General features: G+C 72.3%; 19 protein-coding genes and 1 pseudogene. 10 read left to right on the top strand and 10 right to left on the bottom strand.

Annotation, left to right across the window (positions count from 1 at the left end; translation table 11 throughout):
• Positions 1-235 precede the first annotated feature (235 nt).
• The gene (locus tag FRANCCI3_RS12230; protein ID WP_232235113.1) at positions 236-1393 is read left to right on the top strand and encodes a glycerophosphodiester phosphodiesterase; all 1158 of its coding nucleotides are present in this window, start codon (positions 236-238) and stop codon (positions 1391-1393) included.
• A 51-nt stretch (positions 1394-1444) separates the two neighbouring features.
• Here FRANCCI3_RS12230 and FRANCCI3_RS12225 read toward each other — a convergent pair whose 3' ends face one another.
• From FRANCCI3_RS12225 to FRANCCI3_RS12210, 4 genes are all read right to left on the bottom strand, one after another.
• A complete protein-coding gene (locus tag FRANCCI3_RS12225; RefSeq protein ID WP_011436843.1) occupies positions 1445-1843 on the bottom strand; it encodes an NUDIX hydrolase in 399 nt (132 codons plus the stop codon).
• Between the two features lie 204 nt (positions 1844-2047).
• Positions 2048-3205: an acyl-CoA dehydrogenase family protein gene (locus FRANCCI3_RS12220; RefSeq protein ID WP_011436842.1), complete on the bottom strand. Its 1158-nt coding sequence runs from the start codon at positions 3203-3205 to the stop codon at positions 2048-2050.
• Positions 3206-3277: 72 nt separating this feature from the next.
• On the bottom strand, positions 3278-4537 hold the full coding sequence (locus FRANCCI3_RS12215) for a CaiB/BaiF CoA transferase family protein (RefSeq protein WP_011436841.1): 1260 nt from the start codon (positions 4535-4537) through the stop codon (positions 3278-3280).
• A complete protein-coding gene (locus FRANCCI3_RS12210; protein ID WP_011436840.1) occupies positions 4534-5748 on the bottom strand; it encodes an MmgE/PrpD family protein in 1215 nt (404 codons plus the stop codon). Before FRANCCI3_RS12210 ends, FRANCCI3_RS12215 begins: the two co-directional genes overlap by 4 nt.
• Positions 5749-6179: 431 nt before the next feature.
• Here FRANCCI3_RS12210 and cysK point away from each other — a divergent pair, with 431 nt between their 5' ends.
• Together cysK and cysE are read left to right on the top strand one after the other, a co-directional pair.
• Positions 6180-7109, top strand: a complete 930-nt coding sequence (cysK, locus tag FRANCCI3_RS12205; protein ID WP_011436839.1) for a cysteine synthase A — start codon at positions 6180-6182, stop codon at positions 7107-7109.
• Between the two features lie 6 nt (positions 7110-7115).
• The gene (gene cysE, locus FRANCCI3_RS12200; RefSeq protein WP_011436838.1) at positions 7116-7850 is read left to right on the top strand and encodes a serine O-acetyltransferase; all 735 of its coding nucleotides are present in this window, start codon (positions 7116-7118) and stop codon (positions 7848-7850) included.
• A 187-nt stretch (positions 7851-8037) separates the two neighbouring features.
• On the opposite strand, the gene FRANCCI3_RS12195 is transcribed toward cysE, so the two are convergent.
• The 6 genes from FRANCCI3_RS12195 to FRANCCI3_RS12170 all read right to left on the bottom strand — a co-directional run bounded on the left by FRANCCI3_RS12195 (position 8038) and on the right by FRANCCI3_RS12170 (position 16033).
• Positions 8038-9072, bottom strand: coding sequence for a protein phosphatase 2C domain-containing protein (locus tag FRANCCI3_RS12195; protein ID WP_011436837.1), 1035 nt, complete (start codon positions 9070-9072; stop codon positions 8038-8040).
• Positions 9069-11228, bottom strand: coding sequence for a serine/threonine-protein kinase (locus tag FRANCCI3_RS12190; RefSeq protein ID WP_148214910.1), 2160 nt, complete (start codon positions 11226-11228; stop codon positions 9069-9071). Before FRANCCI3_RS12190 ends, FRANCCI3_RS12195 begins: the two co-directional genes overlap by 4 nt.
• A gap of 137 nt (positions 11229-11365) precedes the next feature.
• Positions 11366-12397, bottom strand: a complete 1032-nt coding sequence (locus tag FRANCCI3_RS12185) for a glutamate ABC transporter substrate-binding protein (protein WP_011436835.1) — start codon at positions 12395-12397, stop codon at positions 11366-11368.
• A gap of 4 nt (positions 12398-12401) precedes the next feature.
• Entirely contained in the window at positions 12402-13688 is a 1287-nt protein-coding gene (locus tag FRANCCI3_RS12180) for a hypothetical protein (protein WP_011436834.1), read from the bottom strand.
• Positions 13689-13808: 120 nt separating this feature from the next.
• On the bottom strand, positions 13809-15083 hold the full coding sequence (locus FRANCCI3_RS12175) for a sensor domain-containing phosphodiesterase (RefSeq protein WP_232235112.1): 1275 nt from the start codon (positions 15081-15083) through the stop codon (positions 13809-13811).
• A gap of 80 nt (positions 15084-15163) precedes the next feature.
• Positions 15164-16033, bottom strand: a complete 870-nt coding sequence (locus tag FRANCCI3_RS12170) for a LysR family transcriptional regulator (RefSeq protein WP_011436832.1) — start codon at positions 16031-16033, stop codon at positions 15164-15166.
• A 327-nt stretch (positions 16034-16360) separates the two neighbouring features.
• On the opposite strand from FRANCCI3_RS12170, the gene FRANCCI3_RS12165 reads away from it, so the two are divergent.
• From FRANCCI3_RS12165 to FRANCCI3_RS12135, 7 genes and pseudogenes are all read left to right on the top strand, one after another.
• Positions 16361-17359 carry an acyl-CoA dehydrogenase family protein gene (locus FRANCCI3_RS12165; protein WP_011436831.1) on the top strand — a complete coding sequence of 333 codons (999 nt, stop codon included), beginning with the start codon at positions 16361-16363 and terminating at the stop codon, positions 17357-17359.
• A complete protein-coding gene (locus FRANCCI3_RS28075) occupies positions 17356-18546 on the top strand; it encodes an ABC transporter substrate-binding protein (protein ID WP_011436830.1) in 1191 nt (396 codons plus the stop codon). Before FRANCCI3_RS12165 ends, FRANCCI3_RS28075 begins: the two co-directional genes overlap by 4 nt.
• A gap of 20 nt (positions 18547-18566) precedes the next feature.
• Positions 18567-19277 (top strand): annotated as a pseudogene (locus FRANCCI3_RS12155) (ABC transporter permease); the annotation flags it as partial.
• Between the two features lie 22 nt (positions 19278-19299).
• Complete coding sequence (locus tag FRANCCI3_RS12150; protein ID WP_011436828.1) at positions 19300-20817, top strand: ATP-binding cassette domain-containing protein; 1518 nt, start codon at positions 19300-19302, stop codon at positions 20815-20817.
• A complete protein-coding gene (locus FRANCCI3_RS12145) occupies positions 20814-22877 on the top strand; it encodes a rhodanese-like domain-containing protein (RefSeq protein ID WP_011436827.1) in 2064 nt (687 codons plus the stop codon). Before FRANCCI3_RS12150 ends, FRANCCI3_RS12145 begins: the two co-directional genes overlap by 4 nt.
• Positions 22874-24229, top strand: a complete 1356-nt coding sequence (locus FRANCCI3_RS12140) for an FAD-binding oxidoreductase (RefSeq protein ID WP_011436826.1) — start codon at positions 22874-22876, stop codon at positions 24227-24229. The genes FRANCCI3_RS12145 and FRANCCI3_RS12140 overlap by 4 nt, the downstream gene beginning before the upstream one ends.
• A gap of 256 nt (positions 24230-24485) precedes the next feature.
• Complete coding sequence (locus tag FRANCCI3_RS12135; protein ID WP_035910857.1) at positions 24486-25745, top strand: MFS transporter; 1260 nt, start codon at positions 24486-24488, stop codon at positions 25743-25745.
• Positions 25746-25765: the final 20 nt, after the last annotated feature.

The raw sequence follows: 25765 nt of genomic DNA, 5'->3' as shown, positions 1-25765 counted from the left end.
TGTCACCGCGGTCCGCACGCTGACGGAGGCGGGCTGACCGAGGTCGTCACCGTTGCGCGCGGCTGATGGTTACGGCCGGCTGTTCGTGCGCCAGGTTCATCAAAGTGCCATCTGGGCGACCACGGCGGGTAACACGTGGTCCGTTCGTTGGTCGGCTGTTTCCGGTTGGCTTTATGGGCGCTCCGTCGGCGAGGGTCGTCGCCGCTGCGCTGGAGGACTTGTGGACCGTCGTCGCGTGCTCGCGGGGATCGTCGCAGCGCCTTTCGCCGCCGTCCCTCTCCTCGTCCCGGTAGCCGCGTCGGTCGCCCCGGCGGGCGCCCTTGGTTCCGGCGGTGGCCAGCGTCGCCCGACACTGGTGATCGGGCATCGGGGAGCGGCCGGCTACCGCCCGGAGCACACCCTGGCCTCCTACGAACTGGCCGCCCGGTTGGGTGCCGACTTCGTCGAGCCGGACCTCGTGTCCACCAGGGACGGCGTCCTGGTCTGCCGGCACGAGCCGGAGATCGGCGGAACCACCGACGTCGTCGCGCATCCCGAGTTCGCCGCCCGCCGGACGACGAAGATTCTCGACGGCGTCGCGACCACCGGCTGGTTCACCGAGGACTTCACCCTGGCCGAACTGAAGACGCTGCGCGCCAAGGAACGGCTGCCCGAGGTCCGCCCGCGGAACACCAGGTACGACGGCCAGTCCGAGATCCCGACGTTCACCGAACTGCTCGACCTGCGCGCCCGGCTGTCCCGGGAACTCGGCCGCGAGATCGGCGTCTACCCGGAGACCAAGCACCCGACCTACTTCGCCAAGGCCGGCCTGCCCCTGGAGCGGCGGCTGCTGGACATCCTGGTCCGGTACGGCCTGAACCACCGGGGCGCGCCGGTGTACGTCCAGTCCTTTGAGACCACGAATCTCTGCGAGCTGCGCACACTCGGCCTGCGCACGGCCTCGGTACAGCTGCTGTCCGCCACGGGCGCACCGTTCGATCTCGTCAATGCCGGCGACCCGCGGACGTACCAGGATCTGTCGACGCTGGCCGGGCTGTGGCAGATCGCCCGCTACGCGAACGGCATCGGCCCGGACAAGCTTCAGATCATCCCCCGGGCCGGGGACGGGACGCTGGGTACCCCGACCTCCCTGGTCACCGACGCCCACGCCGCCGGGTTGGTGGTGCACCCGTACACCTTCCGCGCGGAGAACACCTTCCTCCCGAAGGACTACCAGGTGGGCGCCAACCCCAGCGACCTCGGCCGGGCCGTCGACGAACAGGTTGCCTATCTCAAGACGGGCATCGACGGGCTGTTCACCGACCAGGCCGATATCGGCGTCCGCGCCCGGGCCGTCGCCGCCGGCCTCCCGAACCCCGGACCCCCACCGGCCGGCCACCACGCCACTCAATGACCCGCCCCACAATGACCCGCCGGCAGGTCCGCCTCGACATCGGACAGCCGGTTAACCGAGGGTCGGAAGCACCCGTTCGAAGAATTCGTGGTGACCGGCGAACGTGAGCTCCAGCCGGGTGAACTCGTGCGGCGTCACCCAGCGGGCGTCGCTCACCTCGCCCGGGTCGAGGATCAGTTCCTCGTCGGATCCGACCTCGGCGGTCCACCAGTGCAGCTGGTAGCTGCCGTCGTCGGTGTCGCATTCCCAGACCTTCGCAAGGGGGGTGACCGCCAGCCCCACCTCCTCACGGACCTCGCGAACCAGCGCCGCCGCCTGGCTCTCGCCGGGCTCGATCCGGCCGCTCAGCGGAGCCCAGTAGCCCGGTCTCCGCGCCTGCGGCCCACGCCGGATGACCAGTACGCGACCGGCCCTCAGCAGCACCGCGACCACGGCCTGCCGTTTGCCCACCGCCGCCGTCACGGGAACCAGTGTAGGGAGGAGGCCGACGTCGCGACGGAAAAGTGTGGAGGGTTGAGTGTGGAGGGTTCGGCACGGCCCGCAGGTCGTGAACCGTGCCTGACCCTCCGCGGTTCAGCCGGCACCATGATCGGGAGGATCGCCGGACGTCGCCGGGTACGGACGGCGGCGATGCTGGTCAAGGGATGATTCCCATCAAGGGGTGATTCCCCCTCGGGCGACGAGCTGGGCGGCGATGACGTTGCGCTGGATCTCGTTGGTGCCTTCGCCGATGATCATGAGTGGGGCGTCACGGAAGTAGCGTTCGACGTCGAACTCGGTGGAGTAGCCGTAGCCGCCGTGCACCCGGACCGCGTTGAGCGCGATCTCCATCGCGGTTTCCGAGGCGAACAGCTTGGCCATCCCGGCTTCCAGGTCGCATCGGTCGCCGGCGTCGTAGCGGTCGGCGGCCAGGAGCACGAGCTGGCGGGCAGCGGTGTACTTGGTGGCCATGTCGGCGAGGTAGTTGCCGATGGACTGGTGTTTCCAGATCGGCTTGCCGAAGGCCTCGCGTTCCTGGGCGTAACGCAGTGCGTCGTCCAGCGCGGCGCGGGCGACACCGAGGGCGCGGGCGGCGACCTGGATCCGGCCGATCTCCAGGCCCTTCATCATCTGCGCGAATCCGCGGCCTTCCTCACCGCCGAGCAGCGCATCGACGGGGACATGGTAGTCATCGAAGGACAGCTCACAGCTTTCGACGCCCTTGTAGCCGAGTTTTGGCAGGTCCCTGGACACGGTGAATCCGTCGCCGGGTTCGACGAGCAGGATGCTGATGCCCTTGTGCCTGGGCTCGGCTTTCGGATCGGTCCTGCACAGCAGCGCGATCAGCTGGGAGCGGCGGGCGTTGGTGATCCACGTCTTCGACCCGTTGACCACGTAGTGCTCACCGGCGCGGCGGGCGCTGGTGGTGAGGGCCTGCAGGTCGGAACCTCCAGCGGGTTCGGTCAACGCCATCGTGGCGCGGATCTCACCGCTGGCCAGTGCGGGCAGATAACGCAGCTTCTGCTGCTCGGTGCCGAAGGTGAGGATGAGTGTGGAGACGACGGTGTGGCCACCCATCGCGCCGGCCAGGCTCATCCAGCCGCGGGCGAGCTGCTCGGTGACCTGGACGTAGCAGGGGGTGGAGACGGCAACCTCGCCGTAGGGTTCCGGAATGGTCAGGCCGAAGATGCCGAGCTTTTTCATCTGCTCGATGAGCTTCTCGGGATAGTCGTTGGCGTGTTCCAGGTCCCGGGCGACCGGGCGGACCTCCCGATCGACGAAGTCGCGCACGGTGTCGACGATGGCTTTTTCTTCTGCGGTCAAGGTACTCACGCCGGGTCCTCTTCGGCTGGTCCTCTTGGATGGCTGGTCCTCGTTGGATGGGGGGCCGGGGGTCGGCGGAGGTCAGATGACGCCGTCGGCACGGAGCGCGGCGATGGCGGTATCGGTGCGGCCCAGGCTGCGCAGGATGGTGTCGGTGTGTTCGCCGAGGGCGGGAACGGGGTTCATCACCGGGTCCAGGTCGGTGAGGGTGACCGGAGGCAGGAGGGCACCGATGTCGCCGCCGGGGGTGGCAACGGTGCGCCACCGGTCGCGGCCAGTCAGGACGGGATGGTCGAGGAAGTGGGCGACGGAGTTCAGTCGGGCGTTGGCGATACCGGCTTTGGCCAGCAACGCCAGCACTGTGCCGGTATCGAGCGCGGCGAATCGGTCCGCGATCACCCCGTTGAGGGCGTCGCGGTGGGCGACGCGTGCGGAGTTGGTCGCGAAGCGGTGGTCCTCGGTCAGGGTCGGGTCGTCGAGCACGATCCGGCAGAAGGCGTGCCATTCGCGTTCGTTCTGGATGGCCAGCAGCACCGTCTGGTCCTCGGCGGTGGTGAACGGGCCGTAGGGGGCGATGGTGGCGTGCTGAGCGCCGACCCGTGCCGGTTGCCGCCCGCCGTACCGGGTGTAGTAGGCCGGTGAACCCATCCACTCGGCGAGGGCCTCGAACAACGATACCTCGACCGCGGAGACCGACCCCGTGGTGGCGCGCCGGTAGAGGGCGGTGAGGATGCCGGTGTAGGCGTACATGCCGGCGGCGATGTCGGCGACCGAGATCCCGGCCTTCGCCATCTGGTCCGGGCTACCGGTCAGCGACACGAGGCCGGTCTCGCACTGCACGAGCAGGTCGTAGGCTTTCCGGTCGGCCCAGGGCCCGTCGGTACCGTAGCCGGAGATCGTGCAGGGGATCACCCGAGGGTGCCGGTCGGCCAGGGACGAGGCGTCGAGGCCGAGGCGAGCGGCGGCGCCGGGGCCGAGGTTCTGCACCAGCACGTCGGCCCTGGCCAGCAGCTCCTCCAGAACCGCGCGCCCCTCGGCGGTTTTCACGTCCAGGGTGAGGGATTCCTTGGAGCGGTTGAGCCACACGAAGTAGCTCGACTGGCCGTGCACCGACACGTCGTAGCGGCGGGCGAAGTCGCCGCCGTCGGGCCGTTCGATCTTGATGACCCGCGCGCCGAAATCAGCCAGCTGGCGGGTGGCGAACGGGGCCGCGACGGCCTGCTCCAGGCTGACCACGGTCACCCCGGCCAACGGCAGCGGGACGTGCGGCGAAGGGGAGTCCGGGGCGGCGCCCGGCGCAGTGCGGTGCCGCTGGTGCTCGGTCATGTGGTGCTCGGTCACGTCAGGCCGCTCCTTTGGCCAGGCAGGTGGTCTGCCAGCAGCGTCGCGGCACGCGCCCAGTCCAGTCCGGTCAGCAGCGCGGGAACGTCGGGGCCACAGTCGGCGATCTTGGCGCGCAGGTCCTGGTCCGAAGGTGGCCGCCCGGGCGACCCGGGTGGCAGCCGCTGGCTCACCGAGTACCGGGCGCCACCGCTGAGGGTGAGCGTGATATCGATGCGGCCGGAGAGCAGCCCGTCACCGCCCGGGGTCTCGGTGACGGCTACGAGCTGGAGCAGACGCTGGGCTTCGGGTCGGGTCACGGCGAGGTCGGTGAAACTCCCGAAGCCGGGATGGGGGTCTAGCAGTGCGGCGGCGATGGCATATTCAAGGCTGAACTTCCCCTGCAGCCCGGTGCGGGGCCGATGGTGGATCAGTGGCTGCACCGCGCCCTCGGGTGTGCTCACCTCGATCGCGGTGATGCCCGAGGCGACGACGTCGGCAGGCAGGTGCTCGCGCAGCGCGCTGATCGGGCGTTGCAGTGCGTAGCAGCAGGGAAAAATCTTGATCGCCAGCCCGCCGGGAACCGCCGGGCCGGTCACGTCGATGCGGTCCGGGTCGCCGCCGACCAGTCGGAGCCATGCATCCAGCGCGGTCGGATCCGCGGTGGCGCCGGCGGCGGCCAGCCTCGCCGCCCGAACTCCCGCGTCGGCGGCGAAGCCGACCTGCAGGGACTTGCCGGCGGAACCGAATGCCCGCTGCACCCCGCCGGCCGCGGGAACCGAGAGCGCGATCGCGGTGGCGATCCGCTCGGCCGACAGGCCCAGCGCCACCGACGCGGACACGGCGGCGGCCGGCGCCCCGGCCGTACAGGTGGCGTGCCATCCGCCGGCATAGTGCGACCAGCCCAGCGCCACCCCGAGCCGCGCCATCATCCCGGCCCCCGCCAGGTAGGCGCGGGCGTCCCCGCCGACGGCCAGCGTCGCGGGGACGCACACCACGCTGATGTGGGTGGTCGACTCCAGGTGCAGGTCGTCGAAATCCAGGACGTGCCCGACCGCCGCCCAGCGCGCCGCGTCCGGCAGCCCGGCCGACAGCGCCACCAGATCGTCCTGCCGGGCGGCGAGCGTGACCGCTATCGTGTCGAGCAGCGAGCGCTGCGCCAGGTCGAGGTCCGCGGCACTCGGCGCGTAGTCGTGCGCCCACCGGGCCAACGTCTCGGCGGTCGGTTCCATCCACAACTCCCGACTCCCGCCAGCGCGGGGCCACACCTGGATCGCCCGTGTCTGGATCGCCCGTGTCTGGATCGCCCGTGTCCGCGGCGCACATACCCGTCCGGAGAATAATGTACGGCTAATAGTGATCGGTGACTCGCTGAGCGGCATGGTCACCGTGGAGTCCACCCAGGCACTCGCTGCCGGGGGGTTGATGGCTGCCGGGGGTTGATGGCTACTGTGCGCCTGGCCTGAGGCGCCGGTACAGGTACGCCGGTACAGGTACGACGACCCGGCGGGCCGGGGCTTCCGGATGTTGGCCCGGGGGACCTGTGGGCCTAACTTTCCCGGCCGTGGACGAACCAGCAGGCCCGTCGAGGTCGTCAGGAAGGTCGGGAAGGTGCGGGCCTGGCAGAGTGGATGACCACGGGGCCCGGCAGAGGAGAACATCGATGAGGATCGCGGAAGACATCACGCAACTGATCGGCAACACGCCGCTGGTCCGATTGCGTCGCGTCACGGACGGAGTGGGAGCCCAGGTCGTGGCCAAACTGGAGTCCTTCAACCCGGCGCACAGCGTGAAGGACCGTCTCGGTGTGGCCCTGATCGACGCCGTGGAGCGGGCCGGGCTGATCGGGCCGGACACCGTCATCCTCGAACCCACCAGTGGGAACACCGGCATCGCCCTGGCCATGGTGTGCGCCGCCCGCGGCTACCGCTGCGTCCTGACGATGCCTGAGACGATGAGCACCGAGCGGCGGATGCTGCTGCGGGCCCTCGGCGCGGAGCTCGTGCTCACCCCCGGTGCCGAGGGCATGCCCGGCGCCATCGCGAAGGCGGAGGAGCTCGCGAAGAACGACGAACGGTACCTCATCCCGCAGCAATTCGAGAACCCGGCCAACCCGGCGATCCACCGCGCCACGACCGCCGAGGAGATCTGGCGCGACACCGACGGGCAGATCGACGTGCTCGTCGCCGGAGTCGGCACCGGCGGGACCATCACCGGCGTCGCCCAGGTCATCAAGGAGCGCAGGCCCGAGGCCCGGTTCGTCGCCGTGGAGCCGTCGGCATCGCCGGTGCTCTCGGGCGGCGTGAAGGGACCGCACCCGATCCAGGGCATCGGCGCCGGGTTCGTCCCGCCGGTCCTGGAGACCGGCCTCGTCGACGAGATCATCCAGGTCGATGGTGAGGACGCCTTCGACCTGGCCCGCCGGCTGGCCCAGGAGGAGGGACTCCTGGTGGGCATCTCCTCGGGCGCGGCGGTGTCGGCGGCGCTGCAGGTAGCCCGCCGCCCGGAGAACGCCGGGAAGCTGGTCGTCGTCGTGCTTCCGGACTTCGGCGAGCGCTACCTGAGCACACCGTTGTTCGCCGGGCTCGGGTGACCGGCTGTGCTCTCGACGCTGCGCCATGACCTGCGCACGGTGAAGGAACGGGATCCGGCCGCCCGCTCCACCCTCGAGATCGCCCTGTGCTATCCCGGCGTGCACGCCGTCTGGGGCCACCGGATCAGCCACTGGCTGTGGACCCGTGACCTGCGGCTGCCCGGGCGCGTGGTTGCCACGCTCACCCGCATGCTCACCGGGGTCGAGATCCACCCCGCCGCCACGCTCGGCCCCGGCGTCTTCATCGACCACGCCACCGGCGTGGTCATCGGGGAGACCGCCGAGGTCGGCGCCGACGTCACGATCTACCACGGGGTCACCCTCGGCGGCACCAGCCTGGAACCGACCAAGCGGCACCCCACCATCGGCGACCGAGTGATCATCGGTGCCGGCGCCAAGGTTCTCGGCAACATCACCGTCGGCTCGGACAGCCGCATCGGGGCCAACGCCGTCGTCGTGCGGCCCGTGCCGCCCGGCTCAGTGGTCGTTGGCGTCCCCGGCCAGGTCATCACCCCCAGCCGTCCCCGGCCGGCCACCGCCCTGCCCGGTCAGGACGACGTGCTCCCCGACCTCGTCGGCGTCAGCCTGAAGTCCCTGCTCACCCGGGTCGACCAGCTGGAGGCGGTGCTCGACGGGAACACCGGGAACACCGACGGCCGCGCCGACGGGCGGGTCGCAGCCCGTCCCACGATCCGCCCGCCCCAGGCCGGTGTGTGGCACGGCGAGGACTTCTCCATCTGATCAACAACCTTAATCAACGACCTTAATCGGCGACCTGATCAACGACCTGATCAACGACCTGATCGGTGACGCCCCTGGCTCGACCGGTGTCCCTGGGGATCCGGTCGAGCCAGGATTTGCCGGCAAAGCATGCGTCGCCATAACCACTTGATTCCGTCGGTTTAGACCTCGCAATTCTGGAGCTGAGTCAGAATATGTCGATGACGACCACGGTGATGTTGTCCGCGCCGCCGGCGGCCAGCGCCACCGAGGCGAGATGGTGGGCGACCGCGGCGGCGGGCGCGTCCGCCGGCAGGCGCCCGACGTGACCGGCGAGGGCCGTGGCGGCCGAGGCGTAGTTCCACAGCCCGTCGCTGCACAGCACCACCCGTCCCGGCCCGGTGAGGGGCAGCGAGACGACGCGCGGTACCGCCGACCCGCTGCCCGTCCCGATCCAGTGGGTGATGGTGTGGGCGCCGGGCGCCGTCTCGGCCAGCTCGGCCGGAAGCAGGCCGGCCCGCACCGCCTCGGCCGCCAGCGTGTCGTCCTCGGTCAGCAGGTGCGCGCCCCGCGGGCCGAGTAGGTAGGCTCTGCTGTCCCCGAGCCAGCCGACGGCGAGCCGGTCCGCCGTCACGATCGCCGCGACGAACGTGCAGGCCGGCGCGTCGTCGGGGCTGGTGATCGAGGCGACGGCGCTGCGCTGGGCGGCCGCGGCCGCCGCCCGCAGCGCGGCGTTCTCCCAGGGGACGCCGCCGCCCGTCGGCTCGGGAGACCTCGGCGTGCCCACGGCGTCGGCCAGGAAGGCGGTGGCGTCCCGGGCAGCGGCCACGGCGGCCGGTCCCGAGCCGGGAGCCGTCGACACCCCGTCGCACACGACCGCCACGACCGCCGGGCGGGCCGGGCCGGGCAGGTCGGCTGGATAGGCCGGGCCGGCTGGCCCGGGTGGGCCGACGACGGCGAGGGCGAACCCGTCCTCGTTGCTCCGGTGGACGAGGCCGCGGTCCGACACGCCGGCCGCGATCGTCAGGTCGACATCGATCCGGTCGCCGGGCTCGCGGCCGGCCGCCGTCAGGGCCACGCCGCAGCGTTCGCAGAACCGGTCGTCGGGAAGGACCGGCGCCGCGCAGCCGGGGCAGCGTCCCGCCGTGCCGGGGTCCGCCGTGCCGGGGTCCGCCGTGCCGGGGTCCGCCAGGCCGGGGTCCCGTGGCCCCGACGCCGGTCCCGGCCGCTGTCCGGCGTTCATACCAGGGTCCGCGGGCGGACACGGTTGGCGAGGTCGACGAGGGCGTACCGCTCGTCGGTGGTCGCGGCCAGCCGGGCGAGCTCCCGGTAGGCGCGTTCCAGGCCGAAGCGCAGGTCCGCTTCCCGCAGTGCGGCACCGGCGACCGTGACGCCCGGGTCCACCGGGAGCGTGCCGGCCGCCACCAGGTCGAGCGCGGTGGTCAGCAGATCCCGGGTGAGAGCGGCCCGGCGGCCCGAGTCGAGGTCCAGGCCGGCCAGCACGTCCGACGCGGCCATGATGCCGGCCCGGTTGGGGACGCCGGCCACGGTCACCGTGCCGAGTACCCGGGCCAGCCGGATCTGGGCGTCGACGTGGGCGGCCGAGGCCGGTGGTACCCGGCGGTAGGCGGCCACCGCACCGTCGCGGTTGCCCGCGGCGATCCGCACCCGCGCCAGCCCGAACGCCGCGCCGGTGAACGCGTCGTCGGTGCGCGACACCAGGTCATACAGCTGCTGCGCCCGGGGGAGGTCGCCGGTGGCCTCCGCGGTGCGCGCCAGCGCCAGCTTCGGCGCGAGCTCGCCCGGGACCTCGTCGTAGACCCGGTCGAACGCGCCGCGGGCCGCGGCGGTGTCGCCGTCGGCGAGTGCCAGCAGCCCGCGCTGCCAGTCCACCCGCCACTCGAAGGGGTCCTCCGCCTCGATCTCGGCGAGCATCTCGCGGGCGGCGGCGGTCCGGCCCAGGCGCATCCGCAGGTCGGCCAGGTGCAGGCGCGCCCCGACGCTGGTGGTTCCCATCGCACCGAGCAGCTCGGCGAGCTGCTCGGGCGCGAGGTCCGGCAGGGCGGTGAGCGGGTCCGCCGCCGGGTCGTCGGGGTCGGCCCGTAGCCGGGGCAGCACCGACCACGGCGGCAGCGCGGTGAGGCCACCTTCGCCGGTGAGGCCACCTTCGCCGGTGAGGCCACCTTCGCCGGTGAGGCCACCTTCGCCGGTGAGGCCACCTTCGCCGGTGGGGTGGAGGTCGCCGGTGAACCGCCGGCTCGGCGCCGGCGCCGGGGCCGGTGTCCCGCGTTCGGCCGCGACGATCTCCCGCAGCACCCCCAGCAGTTCGTCGTGCATCTCCTCGGCGCCGGTGAAGCGGCGGTCGGGATCGGGCGCGGTCGCCTTGAGCAGGAACCGGTACAGCGACTCGTGCCGGGCGAGGACGGGATGGTCCGCCGCCGGTGGCATCGTGTGCAGGTAGGTCGAGGTGTTACCGCGGAAGTCCAGGATGAGGGTCGCGAGAGTGCGTCCCACGGCGAACAGGTCGGAGGCGACCGAGGGGCCGGTGGTGGGCACCTCGGGTGCCTGGTAGCCGAGGGTGCCGCAGCCGGCTCCGGCTACTGCGCCGTCGTCGATGCGACGGATCGCGTCGAGGTCGATCAGGCGCGGTGTCTCCCGGCCGAGCATCACGTTGTCGGGTGTGAAGTCGCCGAACACCAGGCCGTTTCGGTGCAGGTAGGCGAAGGCGGGCAGCGCCGCGAGGAGGTAGGCGACGGCCTGGGTGACCGGCAGCGGGTCGGGCCGGCCGGCGTCGGCCCGACGCCGGCACAGCACCTCCCGCAGCGAGGTGCCGCCGATGTACTCCATCACGATGTAGCTCGTGCCGGCATGCTCGACGAAGGTGAAGATCCGCACGATCGCCGGATGGTCGACGGAGGCCAGGAACCGGCGCTCGGCGATGGCCGCGGCCTGTGCCTCGCGGTCGCCGGAGTCGAGCAGGCCCTTGAGCACGACCCAGGAGCCCTCCGCGACGCTCGGGTCCCGGGCGAGGTAGATCCAGCCCTGGCCGCCGTGCGCGAGGGCCCCCGCGATCTCGTACGGCCCGACGCGGTCACCGGCGTGCAGCGTGGGACGGAACGAGAACGGCTGGCCGCATCCCGGGCAGAAGCCCTCGGGACGCGCGGGCCGGCGGCCCCGGGCGCGTCCCACCGGCGCGCCGCACCCGGCACAGGCCCGCCGCCGTTCCGGGATCTGCGGGTCCGCCAGCAGCATCGACGCCGGGTCCGGCACGTCGGGCTCGGGCACGTCGGGCTCGGGCACCTCGACCAGACCCGCGCCCAGCCGGCTCGGTGCGGTCCGCGACCCGTCCTCGACGACGCCGCCGCAGTCCGGCTCCGGGCAGGGGATGACCGCGTTCACGCACGCTCCTCGGTTGAGATCGTGGTTGAGATCGTGGTTGAGATCGGGGTTGAGGTGAGGGGTGGGCGAGGGGGAGCGCCCCCCGAACGCAGCCGGGTCAGGACCGCGTCCATCTCCCACCGAGAGATCATCATCGGTCAGTCCCGGTAGCGGGCGACCGGTGGCGTCGGCGGCGGGGCGAACGGTGCCGACAGCCACCGCCGGGCCAGCCGTTTCCAGGTGCCGTCGGCGATCGCGCGGGCCAGCACGCCGTTGACGAAGCGGGTCAGTTCCGGATGGTCGAGGCTGACGGCGACCGCGTCCGGCTCGTCCGACAGGGCCGGTCCGACAACGTACAGCCGCGGGTCCTGGGCGGCCATCCCGTTGAGGATGGCCGTGGTGGTCATGACGGCGTCGACCTCCCCGGCCTGGAGCAGCACGAGGCAGTCGGCGATGTTCGGCACGGTGCGCAGCACCGGGCGCGACGGTGCCCGCCGGATGGTCGCCGCCGCGCCGGCCGCCGCGCCGGCCGCCGTGCAGACCCGTCGCCCACCGAGATCGTCCATCCCCTGGTACGGCGAGTCGCGGGGGACCAGGACCCGTTGCGTCTCGTTGTAGTAGACGGCGGAGAAGTCCACCAGCGCGCGCCGCTCGCAGTTCGTCGTCATGGTCGCCACGACGACGTCGACGGCGCCGTCGCGCAGGACCGGGATGCGCTCGGCGTAGGTGACCGCGCGGAACCGCACGTGTCCGTCCGCGCCGAAGATCCTCCGGCCGACCAGGTTGGCGATCTCCACGTCGAAGCCCTCGAACTGGCCGGTGAACGGGCTGATCGACCCGAAGGGCGGGACGTCGGCCAGCACCCCGGCGATGAGGTAGCCGCGGCGTTCGATCGTCTCCAGGACGGTGCCCGTGGGCATCGCGCCCGGCGAGGGCAGCCGGCCCGGCGGGCGCCAGCTGGCCTGCGGATCGTCGCAGGTGGGTGTCGGCGTCACGGCCGCGGCGGCAGGCGTGAGGGCGGCAGGCGTGAGGGCGGCGGGCCGCGGGGGCGTCGGCGTCGCGGGGGCCAGGGGTCGGGCCTGGGCCGGCAGCGGACTGTCGACCGTGCCGCAGGCGGTGACGCCGACCGCCAGGGCGACGGTAATCAGTACCGTCACCGCTCGCGCCGTCGCGACCCGGATGATCATCATCGGCTCACCGGTAGTCGTTGATTCTCAGCTGGATGCCGACGAAGGCCAGGGCCGCGGCGAGCCCGAGCGCCACGGTGGCGCCGAGCGGCAGGCGGTTCAGCGCCTCGCCGGCGGCGGACAGGCGCGCTTCGAAGCGGGTACGGCTGGTCGTGAACACCGCTTCCGAGGCGTCGTCGAACCGGGTGAAGGAGGTCGTGCCCTCGCCGAGCGCCACGGCCACCGCCTGCTGGAACCCGCCGACATCGGACACCAGGTTACCGACCCGCAGGCTTGTCGCCTGGTATCCGCGCCAGGCCGGTTCCAGGGCGGCGCGGGCCGGGCCGTCCGGGCCGCGCAGGGCCACCGTCGCCGGCAGAACCCCGGTCCCGCTCCGGCGCCCCCTGTCGTCGTAGCCCAGTCGGGCGGCCGCGGCGCGGGCGTCCTCGTCGAGTTCCACGCCGTTGCCGTGGGCGACCAGCGACAGGCTTTCGTCACCCCATGCCCGTAATGCCAGCACCCGGGCCTGCGCGGTCAGCGTCATCGGGACGTACCCGTGGTCCCGGCTTTCGACGAGACGGCCACGTTCCACGCCGAACGCGGTCAGCGTCAACCCGAGGATGATCGCGGTGAGCGCCGTGGCGGCGAGCAGCGGCAGATTGAGGATCCGGTGGGTGCGCCGGAACAGCCGCACCTGCAGCGCGACGAGCCCGGCGAGCGTCGCGGCGCCGACGGCGCCGACCAGGAACACCTGGTGCCAGGAGCTCGCCCGCCGGTAGCCGTGGTCGATGTCGGTGGCGTCGGCGGTGGCCAGCGCGTCGGCGGCGGGCAGGATGGTGTCCCGCATCAGCGCGGACGCCTGCCGCAGGTAGGCCCCGCCGACGGCGAGGCCGAGCCGGTTGTTCGCCCGGGCCCGTTCGACCAGGCCGGTGTAGACGGGCAGTTGCGCGCAGAGCACGGCCAGGGGCTGGCGCGGACCACCGGCGCGGGCGAGATCGACGACGCGGTCGCCCGCCGCGGCGATGCTGCGCGCGTAGGCGGCACGCTGCCCCGGTGGTTCGACGCCGCCGGCGAGGAAGGCACGGGCCGCCGTGGCGTCCGCCGCCCAGAGCTCGGCGCGCAGGCTCTGGGCGGCGATGAAGGACGCGCCGCTGTCCTTGGTCAGGGTGTCGATCGCGTGCCGGCGGGTCTGCGTGGCGCCGAGGGCGGTAACCCACAGTGCGACGAGCGCGAGGACCACGAGCACGGACAGCAGGCGCAGCCGGCCCGGCGGGGTCGCCGCCCGGCGCCGTACCCCCGTAGCCACCGCGGTCATGGCTGGTGAGCGTATGGCCTGCGCAACCGCCGGGTAGCCACACTGTCACCTTGGCGTCACCCCGGCTGGTACCTCGTGCTGGCGCTGCGGCTGTGGGGCCAGCCGGTAGCCGCCACGGGCTCAGCCGAGCCGCCGGGAGGAGGTGGCCGGCACCGGTTCCGGTTCGGCGGCCGTCGGCCGGTGCGCGGAGTGCTCCACCCAGGCGGCCCCGGCGGTCGTGGTGGGATGGCCGAGCAGGTAGCCTTGGCCGTAGGGGATCCCGGCCGCCATCGCCGTGTCGAGCTCCATCGGGGTTTCGATGCCCTCGGCGATGACGCAGCCGCCGATCTCGCCGGCGACCTGCACCAGTCCCGTCGCGATGGCGCGCCTGGCCGGATCGGTGTCGATCCCGTGGGTGAGGACCCGATCCAGTTTGATGATCTCCGGGCGCAGGTGGATGAGCTGTTCCAGGCCCGCGTAGCCGGTGCCGACGTCGTCGATCGCGATGCGGACCCCGCGGCGGCGCAGCACGCCGACGGCGACCAGCAGCTCCGAGTCGTCGCCGATGTGCTCGTGCTCGGTGATCTCCACGATGAGGCGATCGGCCCCCCGGTCGGGAAGGATGTCGACCAGGCCGGAGGTGATGGTGGACGGCGAGGCGTTGACGGCGAGGGTGAGGTCGGACGGGAGCGTCGGCAGGACGGTCAGCGCGTGGCGGATCGCCATGAGTTCCAGTTCGATGCTCAGGCCGACGGTTGCGGCGTCGTTGTACCACTGCTGCGCATCGCCGGTCGTGTGGGGGAAGCGGGACAGCGCCTCGACCCCGACGATCCGCTCGTCCGTGAGCCTGAAGATCGGCTGGAAGATCATCTTTGGGCCGCCCGCGTCGATGAGGTCGCTCACCTCCTGCCAGATGCGGCGTCGCTGTTCCCACAGGCGGTGCAGGTCGAGGACCGCGTCGCTCAGGAAGGCCGCCAACAGGTGCAGGAAGTGCACGTCGCGGTCGCGTGGGTGGGGGAGCGCGTCGTGGGCGAGGCAGCCGACTATGCCGTACACCTCGCCGTCGTTGTCGGCGACCGGCGCCGCGGCGTACGCGCCGACGCCCAACTCGCGGACGACGCCCGCGTCCGCGGTGCGCGGATCGGTGCGCGTGTCCGCGACGATCTCCGGTATCTCGCCGGACAGCACCCGCCCGAGCAGGGCATGCTCGCGGCGGATCGTCGAACCCGGCGCCAACCTGAACCCCCGTGCGTCCCCGCTGAGAACCTGCAGGACAAGCAGATCCCCGTCGATCCGGGCCAGCCCCGCGACGTCCATCCGCAGATGCCGGCGCAGGATCTCGAGGAGATCCGTCACTACTGTGTCCGGCTGTGTGACGCCTGCCGGCGGGCCCAACGTCGACAGCGCATCCGTCATCCGGACCACCTCCATGTTCGGCATGCCCGAAACCACCCGCTGTCATGCCGGGCCGGAGCGCTGTCATGCCGGGCCGGAGCTCAGGCCAGGGCGGCCTCGACGGCGTCACCGACCAGCTGGCCCAGCCGCGGTGGCGCTCCGCGACGCACGCGCACGTGCAGGGGTTCGGGCGCAACGGCGGGCAGGTCGTGGCGCCGTTCGAGCCCCGGGGGAACCGGCCCGACGTCGGCGAGCAGAGCCACCCCGACCCCGGCGCGGGCGGCGTGCAGCACACCGGCGAGATGGCCTGCCTCACCGACCACCCATGCCGTGCGCCCGACCCGCGCCAGGGTGCTCAACGCCTGGCTGCGAATGGTGCAGGGATCGTTGATCGCCACGAGGGGCAGCGGCCGGTCCGGCGGCGGAGGAGTCCAGCCGGCGGCGGCGTACCAGGCGAGGGGAAGGCAGCCGGCGGGGCGGGCCACCGCGCCCCGTGCCGTTCCCAGGAGCACGGCGACGTCGACGGCACCCTGGTCGAGGGCCTCGGTGAGCCGGGCTCCCCGGTCGAGGCGGAACCGGATCTGAGCCTCGGGAAAACCGGTGGTCAGGGTGGACATCCACAACGGCAGCAGATGGTCGGCGGCGTGCTCGGTCGCCCCGACGGTGATCGTCCGAAGCTCCGCGGGCGCGCCGCCCTCCCGCCGGCCGACCCCCAGCTGCTCGAGCGCGCCGTCGTGCAGGGCGAGGATCCGCCGGGCCGCGGTCAGGAGCAGCTCACCATCCGGAGTGAACCGGGTGGCGCGACCGTCCGGCTCGACCAGCGGGCGGCCGATCGCCTTCTCCAACCGGCGGACATGCTGGCTCACGGCGGACTGCGAGATACACAGCAGGTGCGCGGCGCGGCGGAAGCCCCCGCAGTCGGCAATGGTGACGAAACTTCGCAAAGCCGTTACATCGAGCACGGGGGACACGGGCGCACTATAACACGAATTGATTACGTTTCGTGATTAGTTCGATCACGAATCCGCGTTGGACATTGGTTGGAAAAGGCACCACTCTCAGGAACATGGTCGGCAGGTCGAGCGCATCCGAGTATGGGCTGGTCATGGCGTACGGGCTGGTCACGGCCCGGGCCGGGGCCTGCCGTCGGGCGCGGGACCCGCTCGGCCGGTGCGTGCTGACGCGGCGGCGAGTCGTCGACTTCGGGATCCTCGCATCCTCCTGCTGTCGCTGCTGTTGACGCGGTCCTCGCCGCCCGGCCCGACGGCGCTGCGCTCCCGACGGCGCTGCGCTCCCTGATGACCGTCTTCCAGCACGTGCGGCAGGCCCGCGATCCCTTCTGGCCCGACGATCTTTACCGGACGATGATCGCCGACTCGCTGACCCGGCCGGTCCTGCTCAACGCCGTCCGGGCCGAGCCGGAGCTGGGCGCCCCGGTCCGCGGCGGACTGCCCGCCACGAAGATCCGTCGTACCGCCGACGGTTGGGTGCTGACTGGGCACAAAGGCTACGCGACGAGCTCGGAGGGCCTGAGCTACCACCTGGCATGGGCGGCGACCGAGGACGACGACCCGTTGCTGGGACACGCGATCGTGCCGGCTGACAGCCCCGGAATCCGCATCGTGCGCACCTGGGACCACTTCGGGCTGCGGGCAAGCAGCACCCACGACGTGATCTACACCGACGTCGAGATCCCCACCGGGAACTTCCGGGGGGTGCCCCGCTCCGCCCAGCCTGCCGACACGAGCCTGGCCGCCGTCACGATCGGCGCCACCGCCCTGTATGTCGGGGTGGCGCGGGCCGCACAGGAGTTCTTCGTGCGCTTCGCGAACGAACGCGTTCCGACGTCGCTGGGCCGGCCGATCGCCACCACCGAGCGGATCCAGACGATCGCCGGGGAGATCGAGGCGCAGCTCGTCGCCGCCGAGGAGGTCGCCTTCGGGGTGGCCCGCCGCTTCGATGAGGGCGCGCCGGACGCCGCGGAGCGTGCGGTGCTCGCGAAGCCCCTCGTCGCCCGGGCCGCCATCACCGCCGTGCAGACCGCCGTCGCAGCCATCGGCAACCCCGGCCTGACGCGGCACAACCCGCTCGAACGGCACCTGCGCGACGTGCACTGCGTCCGCGTCCATCCCCCCCAGGAGGACACGGCGCTGCTGATCGCCGGTCGCCGGACCCTCGCCACCGCAGCTCCCGCTGTGCGGTCCCCTGCCCCGCCCGCACCACCCGAATCGACGCCGACCTCGTCGTCTCGTCCAGGAGCACCTCCAGGAGCACCTCCAGGAGCACCATCACCATGACTACCCCGACTACCCCGACTACCCCGCACCGGCACCGAACGACGCGAAGGCTGGCCGCAGCGGCCGTCTCCGTCCTCACGACCGTCACGCTCGCGGCCTGCGGGAACGGCGGCGGCAGCACGGCGTCGGGCGGGACCCCCGTCCCCGGCGGGCGGCTGAAGATCGCCCTCTGGTCGGACCTCCAGAACTGCGTCGACCCCAACCAGGTGTACTGGATAGAGACGCGCAGCCTCGACCGGAACATCGCCGACTCACTGACCGATCAGGATCCCAGCACCGGGAAGATCGTTCCCTGGCTGGCCAACAGCTGGACGGTGAGCCCCGACGCCAGCGAGTACACGTTCTCGCTGCGTAAAGGTGTGACCTTCAGCGACGGCACCACGCTCGACGCGGCTGCGGTGAAGACGGCCTTTGACGGGTTGCACGCGCTCGGCGCCAAGTCGACGCTGGGCCTGAGCTACCTGGCGAACTACAAGGCGACGACGGTCGTCGACCCCACCACGGTGAAGGTCGCCTTCAAGGGCGCCGCCCACCTCGACGGCATCGACGTCACCTACATCGCCGAGGACAGCGTCCGCGTCGGCCTTGACGATCCCGTGCCCGGGCAGTACTTTCGCCCCCTCTGGGACGCGCTGCACCTCGACTTCGGCCTCTCGCTCACCCAGAACACGACCGTCGGCGCGCTGCTCGCCGACAAGCTGCCCACGACCCTCGCCCTCGCGGCGGTCGCCGTCGTGCTCATGGCGGTGCTCGGCGTCACGGTCGCCTACCTCGCCAGCTACCTCCAGTGGGGGCCGGCGCGGGCGCTGCTGCCCCGGCTGCCCGCCGTCGCCATCTCGCTGCCGCCCTTCTTCGTGGGGCTGCTGCTCATCCAGATCTTCGCCTTCTCCCTCGGCTGGTTCCCGGCCACGGGCACGGACGGGTGGCGCAGCCTGGTGCTGCCCGCGCTGACCCTGTTCGGCGTCCTCGTCGGCCACATGGTGGCGAACGCCGTGGTCGTCGAGACCGTCTTCTCCCGCAGCGGCATCGGGCTCCTGGCCCAGCAGTCGGTCCTCAGCCAGGACGTGCCTGTCGTGCAGGCGATCGTCCTGATCGCCGCGGCCCTGTTCGTCACCGTCAACCTGCTCGTCGACCTGCTCTACTCGCTTCTCGACCCACGCGTCGCGTGGACGCCCCGGGTCAACTAGGCAGGAACTGATGCCCGAGAACATCCTCGCCAGGAATCGCGACCTCGCCCACCGAGAAGCTGCGCGGCCCGAGCCTCCACCACCTGTTCGGCACCGACGAACTCGGCCGGGACCTGTTCACCCGGGTCATCCACGGCTCCGCCATGACGGTCCGGGCAACCGGGGCGTCCGTGCTCATCGCGGTCGTCGTCGGTCTCGCGATCGGTGTCCTCGCCGGATTCTTCGGCGGCTGGATCGACGTGTTCCTCATGCGCGTGGTGGACGTTCTGCTCGCGATCCCGCTGCTGCTGGCGCTCGCGATCGTCACCGCCCTCGGGTTCGGCCTGGTGCCGATGGCGGTCGCGGTGGCGGTGGCCCTCGTGCCGCAGTTCGCGCGGACCACCCGGGCCCAGGTGGTCCAGGTCAAGGGCCAAGCCTACGTCGAGGCCGCCCGCACCGGGGGCGCATCCTGGGGTCGGGTGCTGTGGAAACACATCCTGCCCAACTCGTGGGGTCCGGTGGCGGTGCTCGCGGTCCTCGACTTCGGGACGGCCGTGCTCGTCATCTCCTCGCTCAGCTTCCTGGGCTTCGGTGCCCCGCCACCGGCGGCAGAATGGGGGACACTCATCTCGAACGGGCGCAACTTCCTCATCACCAGCCCCTGGCTGTCGCTGCTGCCGGGTCTGTTCGTCGGGCTGGTCGTGTTCAGCCTCAACCACATTGCCCGCACGATCGAAGAGGTGCAGCGGTGAACATGGTGAACACGGTGAGCGCGTGAATGCCGTGAGCACGGTGAGCACGAAGGCGGACGCCGTGGCGGGCCGGAACATCGTGGAGCTCACCGGGCTGTCCGTCGCGGGCACCGGCGTGACCGGCGCGTCCGAGCGGGTGCTGCGGACGATCCGCGGCACGGTGATCGGACTGGTCCCGCAGGACCCGATGGTCGGGCTCAACCCGACGATGCGGATCGGCGGGCAGCCGGCCGAGGCCGTGCGCCGCAGCGGCGTTGACAAGCGGCTCGTCTCCGCCGAGGTGGTCGAGGCGCTCGACCGGGCCGGGCTCGACAACCCGGTCCTGCGGGCCCGGCAGTACCCGAACCAGCTCTCCGGCGGCATGCGGCAACGGGTCCTCATCGCGATCGCGATCGCCGCGCATCCGCGCCTCATCGTCGCCGACGAACCGACGAGCGCGCTCGACGTCACCGTGCAGCGGCGGATCCCCGACCATCTCGGCCGCCTGGTTGCCGAGTCCGGCACCTCGCTGCTCATCATCACCCACGACCTCGGGGTCGCGGCCGACCAGGCCGACCGGGTCGTCGTGATGCGGCGCGGCCGGGTCGTCGAACGCGGGGCACCGGCGTCGATCCTGCGCACCCCGCGCGACCCTTACACCCGCCACCTCATCGAGGTGGCGCCGGCGTTGTCGTCCACCGGCGGCCTCGTCCCGCGCTTCCCCGAGGCGCCCCCGGCTCCCGAGCTGCTGCGGCTAGAGGGGATCACGAAGGACTTCCGGCTGCCCCGGACCCGGGGCGGGGAGCGGGTCTTCCGGGCGCTGGACGAGGTGTCCCTGTCGGTGCGGGCGGGCCAGACCCTGGGCCTCCTCGGCGAGTCCGGGTCGGGCAAGACCACCGCGCCGCGCATCGCGATGGGCCTGGAGAAGCCGACCAGCGGCCGGATCCACCTCGACGGGCAGGACATCACCTCCGCCGGCTGGTCGCAGCTGCGGCCGCTGCGGCGGCGGTTCCAGCTTGTCCACCAGAACCCGTTCTCCTCACTGGACCCGCGGTTCACCGTCGGGGAGAGCATCGCCGAGCCGCTGCTCTCCTTCCGCGTCGGCGACCGGGCCAGCCGCGCCGCCCGGGTGCGCGAGCTGCTCGATCAGGTCGCCCTGCCCGCCGCGTTCCGCGGCCGCCGGCCGATCGAGCTCTCCGGCGGCCAGCGCCAGCGGGTCGCGATCGCCCGGGCACTCGCGATCGAACCCGAGCTGGTCTTCCTCGACGAACCCGTCTCGGCGCTCGACGTGTCGGTGCAGGACCAGATCCTGACCCTGCTCCTGCGGCTGCAGCAGGAGCTCGGGGTCGCCTACTTCTTCATTTCCCACGATCTCGCCGTCGTGGCCCAGCTCGCCCACGAGGTCGCGGTGCTGCGCGCCGGCCGCATCGTCGAGAGTGCTCCGGCGGCCGACGTCCTCACCGCGCCGACGCAGGACCACACCCGCGAGCTGCTCGGCGCGATTCCCGGGCAACGGTTCGCGGCCGCACTCGCCGCCGCCCAAGGAAAGGACGCACGATGAGTCGCAGGTACGCACGCACGGTGAGTCGCGGGTACGCACGCACGGTGAGTCGCAGGTACATCGTCATCGGAGCCGGGGCCGTCGGCGCGACCGTCGCCGTGGAGCTGCGGCTCGCCGGGATCGACGTCGTCGTCGTGGCCCGGGGCGCGAACCTCGCGGCGCTGCGGGCGGGCGGGCTGCGCTACATCCGACCGCCGGCCACGCCCGGCGGTGAGCCCGACGAGCGGCGGATCCCCCTCGACGTCGTCGGCGGCCCGGACGAGGTCGACCTGCGTGGTGACGACGTGCTCGTCCTCGCCACCAAGTCGCAGGACTCCGAGGCGCTGCTCGCGCAGTGGGCATGGCGGCCGGTTGACGTTGACGGCACGCGGCGCACGGCGGCGGAGGCGCTGCCCGTCGTGCTGCTTCAGAACGGGATCGAGAACGCCCGTACGGCGTTGCGCCGGTTCGCCACGGTGATCGACGCGGTCGTCCTCAGCCCCTCCTCGCACGTGCGACCCGGCGAGGTCGTGTCCCCGGCGGCCCCGCTCGCGGCGGCCTTCTACCTGGGCCGCGCCCCTCGCGGCGCCGTTGACGACCCGACCGCCGAGGCTGTCGCGGCCGACCTGCGCCGAGCCTCGTTCGCCGTCGCGGTCGTCGCGGACATCGACCGACGCAAGGCCGGCAAGCTGCTGGGCAATCTGGCCTACAACCTCGACGCGATCTACGCTCCGAGCGAGCTGCGCGACGCGGCGGCTGCCGTGCTGGTCGAGGAGGCGCGGCGGGTGTTCGCCGCGGCCGGCGTGGAGACCGCCGGCGTCTGTCCGGACGACGGGCTCGACCTGTCCGGCCTCGTTCCGCACGAGATCCCCGGCTTCTCCCGGGAGGGCAGCTCCACCTGGCAGAGCCTGGCGCGTGGCGGGTCGGTCGAGTCGGACTTCCTCAACGGCGAGATCGTGCTGCTGGCCCGCCTGCACGGGCTGGCGGCACCGGTCAACGCCGGGGTGCAGCGGCGGATCGCCACCGCGGCGCGCACCGGCACGCCGCCGGGCGGATTCGACCAGGCCGACCTCGCCGCCCTGCTGGCCTCGGCACCTGCCGGCGTGGTCCCCTATGCCGGCGTGGTCCCCTATGCCGACGTGGTCCCCTATGCCGACGTGGCCCCGGATGCCGGCAGGACACGTGCCGGCGTGGCGCTCGGGGAGGTCCTCGTCAACGTGAGACGTCTGCACGACGAGCTGCTCTCGCCCGGCCCGCCGCTGCTGCTCGACGTCCGCTGGGCCCTGGGTGACCCCCACGGGCACGACCACTACCGCGAGGGCCACCTGCCGGGCGCGGTCTACGTCGACCTGGACACCGAGCTCGCCGCCGCACCGGGCGGGACCGCCGGGCGGCATCCGTTGCCCGAGCTCGTCAACCTCCAGCAGGCCGCCCGGCGCTGGGGGCTGACCGCCGGGCGTGCGGTCGTGGTCTACGACGCGGTCGGCGGGCTGTCCGCCGCCCGGGCCTGGTGGCTGCTGCGCTGGGCGGGCGTCGCCGACGTCCGCATCCTCGACGGGGCACTCGCGGCCTGGCAGGAGGCCGGGTTCCCGCTCGAGACCGGCGAGATCATCTCGGCGCCCGGCGACATCGTCCTGCACGCCGGTCAGCTGCCGGTGCTCGACGCGGACGGCGCCGCCCGGGTGGCCCGCGAGGGTGTCCTCCTCGACGCCCGTGCGGCCGAGCGGTATCGCGGCGAGGTGGAACCGATCGACCCGCGCGCCGGCCACATCCCGGGAGCGGTGAGCGCCGCGACGGGGGAGAACCTCGACGCGAGTGGCCGGTTCCTGCCCCGGGACGAGCTGCGGGCCCGGTTCGCGGCCCTCGGCGTCGGCGGCGGCGGCGACGTCGGCGTCGGCGGCGACGGGAACGGGGCCGGCGGGCGGGCGCGGCCGGTCGGGGTGTACTGCGGATCCGGAGTGACGGCCTCCCACGAGATCGCCGCGCTCGCCGTCGCCGGCATCGACGCCGCCCTGTACCCGGGTTCCTGGTCGGCCTGGTCGGCCGACCCCGACCGGCCCGTCGCCACGGGTCCGCAATGACCCCGGCGCGGTTCGCGGTCGCGCTGCCGGCCGGGCAGTGGAGCACCGATCCGGCCGTCGTCAACGCCCACCGGTGGGACCGGTCCGGCTGGCAGCCCGCGGGCCGCCCGATCGGCGTCGCGTTCGCGCGCGAGGTGACCGACGTCCAGGCGGTGCTGCGGGCGGCGAGCGCGGCGCGGGTAGCGGTGACGGTGCGCGGCGCCGGTACCGGCCTCGCCGGGGGAGCCGCGGCCTCGGCGGGCAGCGTCGTGCTCGACCTGTCCGGAATGAACCGCATCCGCGAGCTGTCGGTTACCGACGCGGTCGCGGTCGTCGAGCCTGGCGTGATCACCGCCGATCTCGATCGGGCGGCCCGCGAGGTCGGCCTGTGCTACGCGCCGGATCCGGCGAGCGCGGCCATCTCCACCATCGGCGGGAACATCGCGACGAACGCCGGGGGCCTGAGCTGTGCGAAGTACGGCGTGACCCGGGAGTCGGTGCTCGGTCTGGACGTCGTCCTCGCAGACGGCGAGCGCATCAGCACCGGGCGGCGAACCGTCAAGGGGGTCGCCGGCTACGACCTGACCGGGTTGTTCGTCGGATCGGAGGGAACTCTCGGGGTGGTCGTCGGCGCCACCGTGCGGCTGCGGCCCGCGCCGCGCTCCACGGTCATCCTGGCGGCCTTCTTCGACACCTTCGCCGAGGCCGCCGAGGCCGTCACCGCGCTTGGCGTCGCCGGGATCGTCGTGGCCGTGGCCGAACTGCTCGACGGCCGCACGGTGCGGGCCGTCGACGCCGCCACCGGCAGCGACCTTGCCTCCGCCGGCGAGGTCTTCCTGCTCGTCCAGACCGACGGGTCGGGCGCGGGAGAGGAGGCCGATGCCGTCGAGGGCATTCTCGCCGAGCGGGCGAGGAGGGTCCGGCGGTCGGTGGACGAGGCCACGGCGGAGGCGCTGCTCGCCGCGCGCCGCTCGGCGCTACCCGCGCTGGAGCGCCTCGGCCGGGTGCTCATCGAGGACATCGCCGTGCCGCGCGGCCGGATGGCGCAGGCCGCCGCGCGCATCGTCGAGATCGGCGCCGCCACCGGCGTGGACATCTTCACTCTGGCCCACGCCGCCGACGGCAACCTGCATCCCATCATCGTGGTCGACCCCGCCGACCCCGCCATCCCCGAGCGTGCCTGGCACGCCGCCGAGCAGATCTTCGCCACCGCGCTGGACCTGGGCGGAACGGTGACCGGCGAGCACGGCGTCGGGGTGCTCAAACGGCGCTGGCTCGCCACGGAGCTCGGCTCACGCAGCCACGACCTGCAACTCCGGCTCCGTCAGGTCTTCGACCCGGCCGGCATCCTCAACCCGGGCCGCGCGATCTGACCATTGACCGGCCCGCGCCGCCGTGAGTGTCGCTTCTCGCACGGTGGGCGGGGACCGGGCGAATCTTCCCAGCGCTCCCGATGGTGAGAATCGCTACCGACAGTGAGAATCGCTACCGATGGTGAGAACAGTCCCAACGGCGAGAACACGAGAACGGGGACAGTCTCGGCCGCGCGCCCCATCATTGTCGATGTGGGCAGTGGGGCCGGGCGCGCTGTTCGCCTCATGACTTCGTCGTCCCGAGGAGAAGACCATCATCAAGGGCACCTTCCGTTCCTTGTCCGTCTACAATTTCCGGCTCTTCGCGGGTGGCCAGGTGTTGTCCGTGACGGGAACCTGGATGATGGTCGTGGCCCAGGACTGGCTCGTCCTTTCGCTGAGCGGCGACTCGGGAACAGCCCTGGGCCTCGTGACCGCCCTGCAGTTCACCCCGATGCTGTTGCTGACCCTCTACGGCGGAAGGCTCGCGGACCGCTACGACAAACGCCGGCTACTGACCGTCGCGAACCTGGCCTCCGGACTGCTCGCCCTGGCGCTGTCGCTGCTGGTGTTAACCGGCACGGTCCGGCTGTGGCACATCTGCCTGTTCGCACTGGGCCTCGGTCTCGTGAACGCCGTCGAGATGCCGACCCGGATGGCATTCGTGAGCGAGCTGGTCGGCGCCGAACTCCTCCCCAACGCGTCGGCGCTGAGCGCGGCGTACTTCAACGTCGCCCGGGTCGCCGGCCCGGCCGTCGCCGGCCCGTTGATCGGCGGCTTCGGTACCGGCCCGGTCATGATGTTCAACGCCGTGAGCTACCTCGCGACGGTGGTGGGTCTGCGGATGATGCGCCCGGCCGAGATGCACCGCGACGCGCGCCGGGCGACCTCCACCCGCGTCGTCGACGGACTGCGGTACGTGCTCGGCCGGGAGGACCTGGTGCTCGTGCTTGGACTCGTCGCGACGATCGGGCTGTTCGGCCTGAACTTCCAGCTCACCGTGCCCCTGCTCGCCAGGACGGTATTTCATGCCGACGCGGCGGCCTTCGGGCTGCTCACCAGCGGGCTCGCCGCCGGATCGCTGCTCGCGGCCCTCGTGACGACCGCCCGCCGCACCCGCCCGTCGGCCGGCATGGTGATCGGATCCGCGCTCGCGTTCGGCCTGCTGGAGACGGTGACCGGCTGGGCGCCCAGCTATGCCACGGCGGCCGTGCTCCTGATCCCTACCGGCTTCGCGACGATCTACTTCGCTCAGGCGGCGAACCACCGCATCCAGCTCGGCAGCGATCCGCAGTACCGAGGCCGGGTGATGGCGATCTATACCCTGATCCTGCAGGGATCGACGCCGCTAGGTGCCCTGTTCGTCGGCTGGCTCACCGAGCACCGTGGCGCCCGCGCCGGGTTCTACATCGGAGGTCTCGTTTCGGTCGCCGCCGCGATCGCCACACTGGTGGTGGACCGCATGCGGGCCGCGGCCGTCGACGACCCGCCACGCCCCGGCGCCCCGGCGCCCGGCGCCCGAACTGTAGAGGGTTAGTCACGGTCCACAGTCTCCGC

Source organism: Frankia casuarinae, from assembly GCF_000013345.1.
GTDB classification, from domain to species: domain Bacteria; phylum Actinomycetota; class Actinomycetes; order Frankiales; family Frankiaceae; genus Frankia; species Frankia casuarinae.
The sequence above is the reverse complement of the archived record's forward strand: the minus strand, read 5'-3'. Positions and strand labels throughout refer to the sequence as shown.

Coding starts and splice junctions, on each gene's coding strand:
- FRANCCI3_RS12180 (WP_011436834.1), bottom strand. CDS start 13,688: ATGACCGCGGTGGCTACGGGGGTACGGCGCCGGGCGGCGACCCCGCCG.
- FRANCCI3_RS12210 (WP_011436840.1), bottom strand. CDS start 5,748: ATGGAACCGACCGCCGAGACGTTGGCCCGGTGGGCGCACGACTACGCG.
- FRANCCI3_RS12175 (WP_232235112.1), bottom strand. CDS start 15,083: ATGACGGATGCGCTGTCGACGTTGGGCCCGCCGGCAGGCGTCACACAG.
- FRANCCI3_RS12165 (WP_011436831.1), top strand. CDS start 16,361: ATGACCGTCTTCCAGCACGTGCGGCAGGCCCGCGATCCCTTCTGGCCC.
- cysK (WP_011436839.1), top strand. CDS start 6,180: ATGAGGATCGCGGAAGACATCACGCAACTGATCGGCAACACGCCGCTG.
- FRANCCI3_RS12140 (WP_011436826.1), top strand. CDS start 22,874: ATGACCCCGGCGCGGTTCGCGGTCGCGCTGCCGGCCGGGCAGTGGAGC.
- FRANCCI3_RS12145 (WP_011436827.1), top strand. CDS start 20,814: ATGAGTCGCAGGTACGCACGCACGGTGAGTCGCGGGTACGCACGCACG.
- FRANCCI3_RS12185 (WP_011436835.1), bottom strand. CDS start 12,397: ATGATGATCATCCGGGTCGCGACGGCGCGAGCGGTGACGGTACTGATT.
- FRANCCI3_RS28075 (WP_011436830.1), top strand. CDS start 17,356: ATGACTACCCCGACTACCCCGACTACCCCGCACCGGCACCGAACGACG.
- FRANCCI3_RS12195 (WP_011436837.1), bottom strand. CDS start 9,072: ATGAACGCCGGACAGCGGCCGGGACCGGCGTCGGGGCCACGGGACCCC.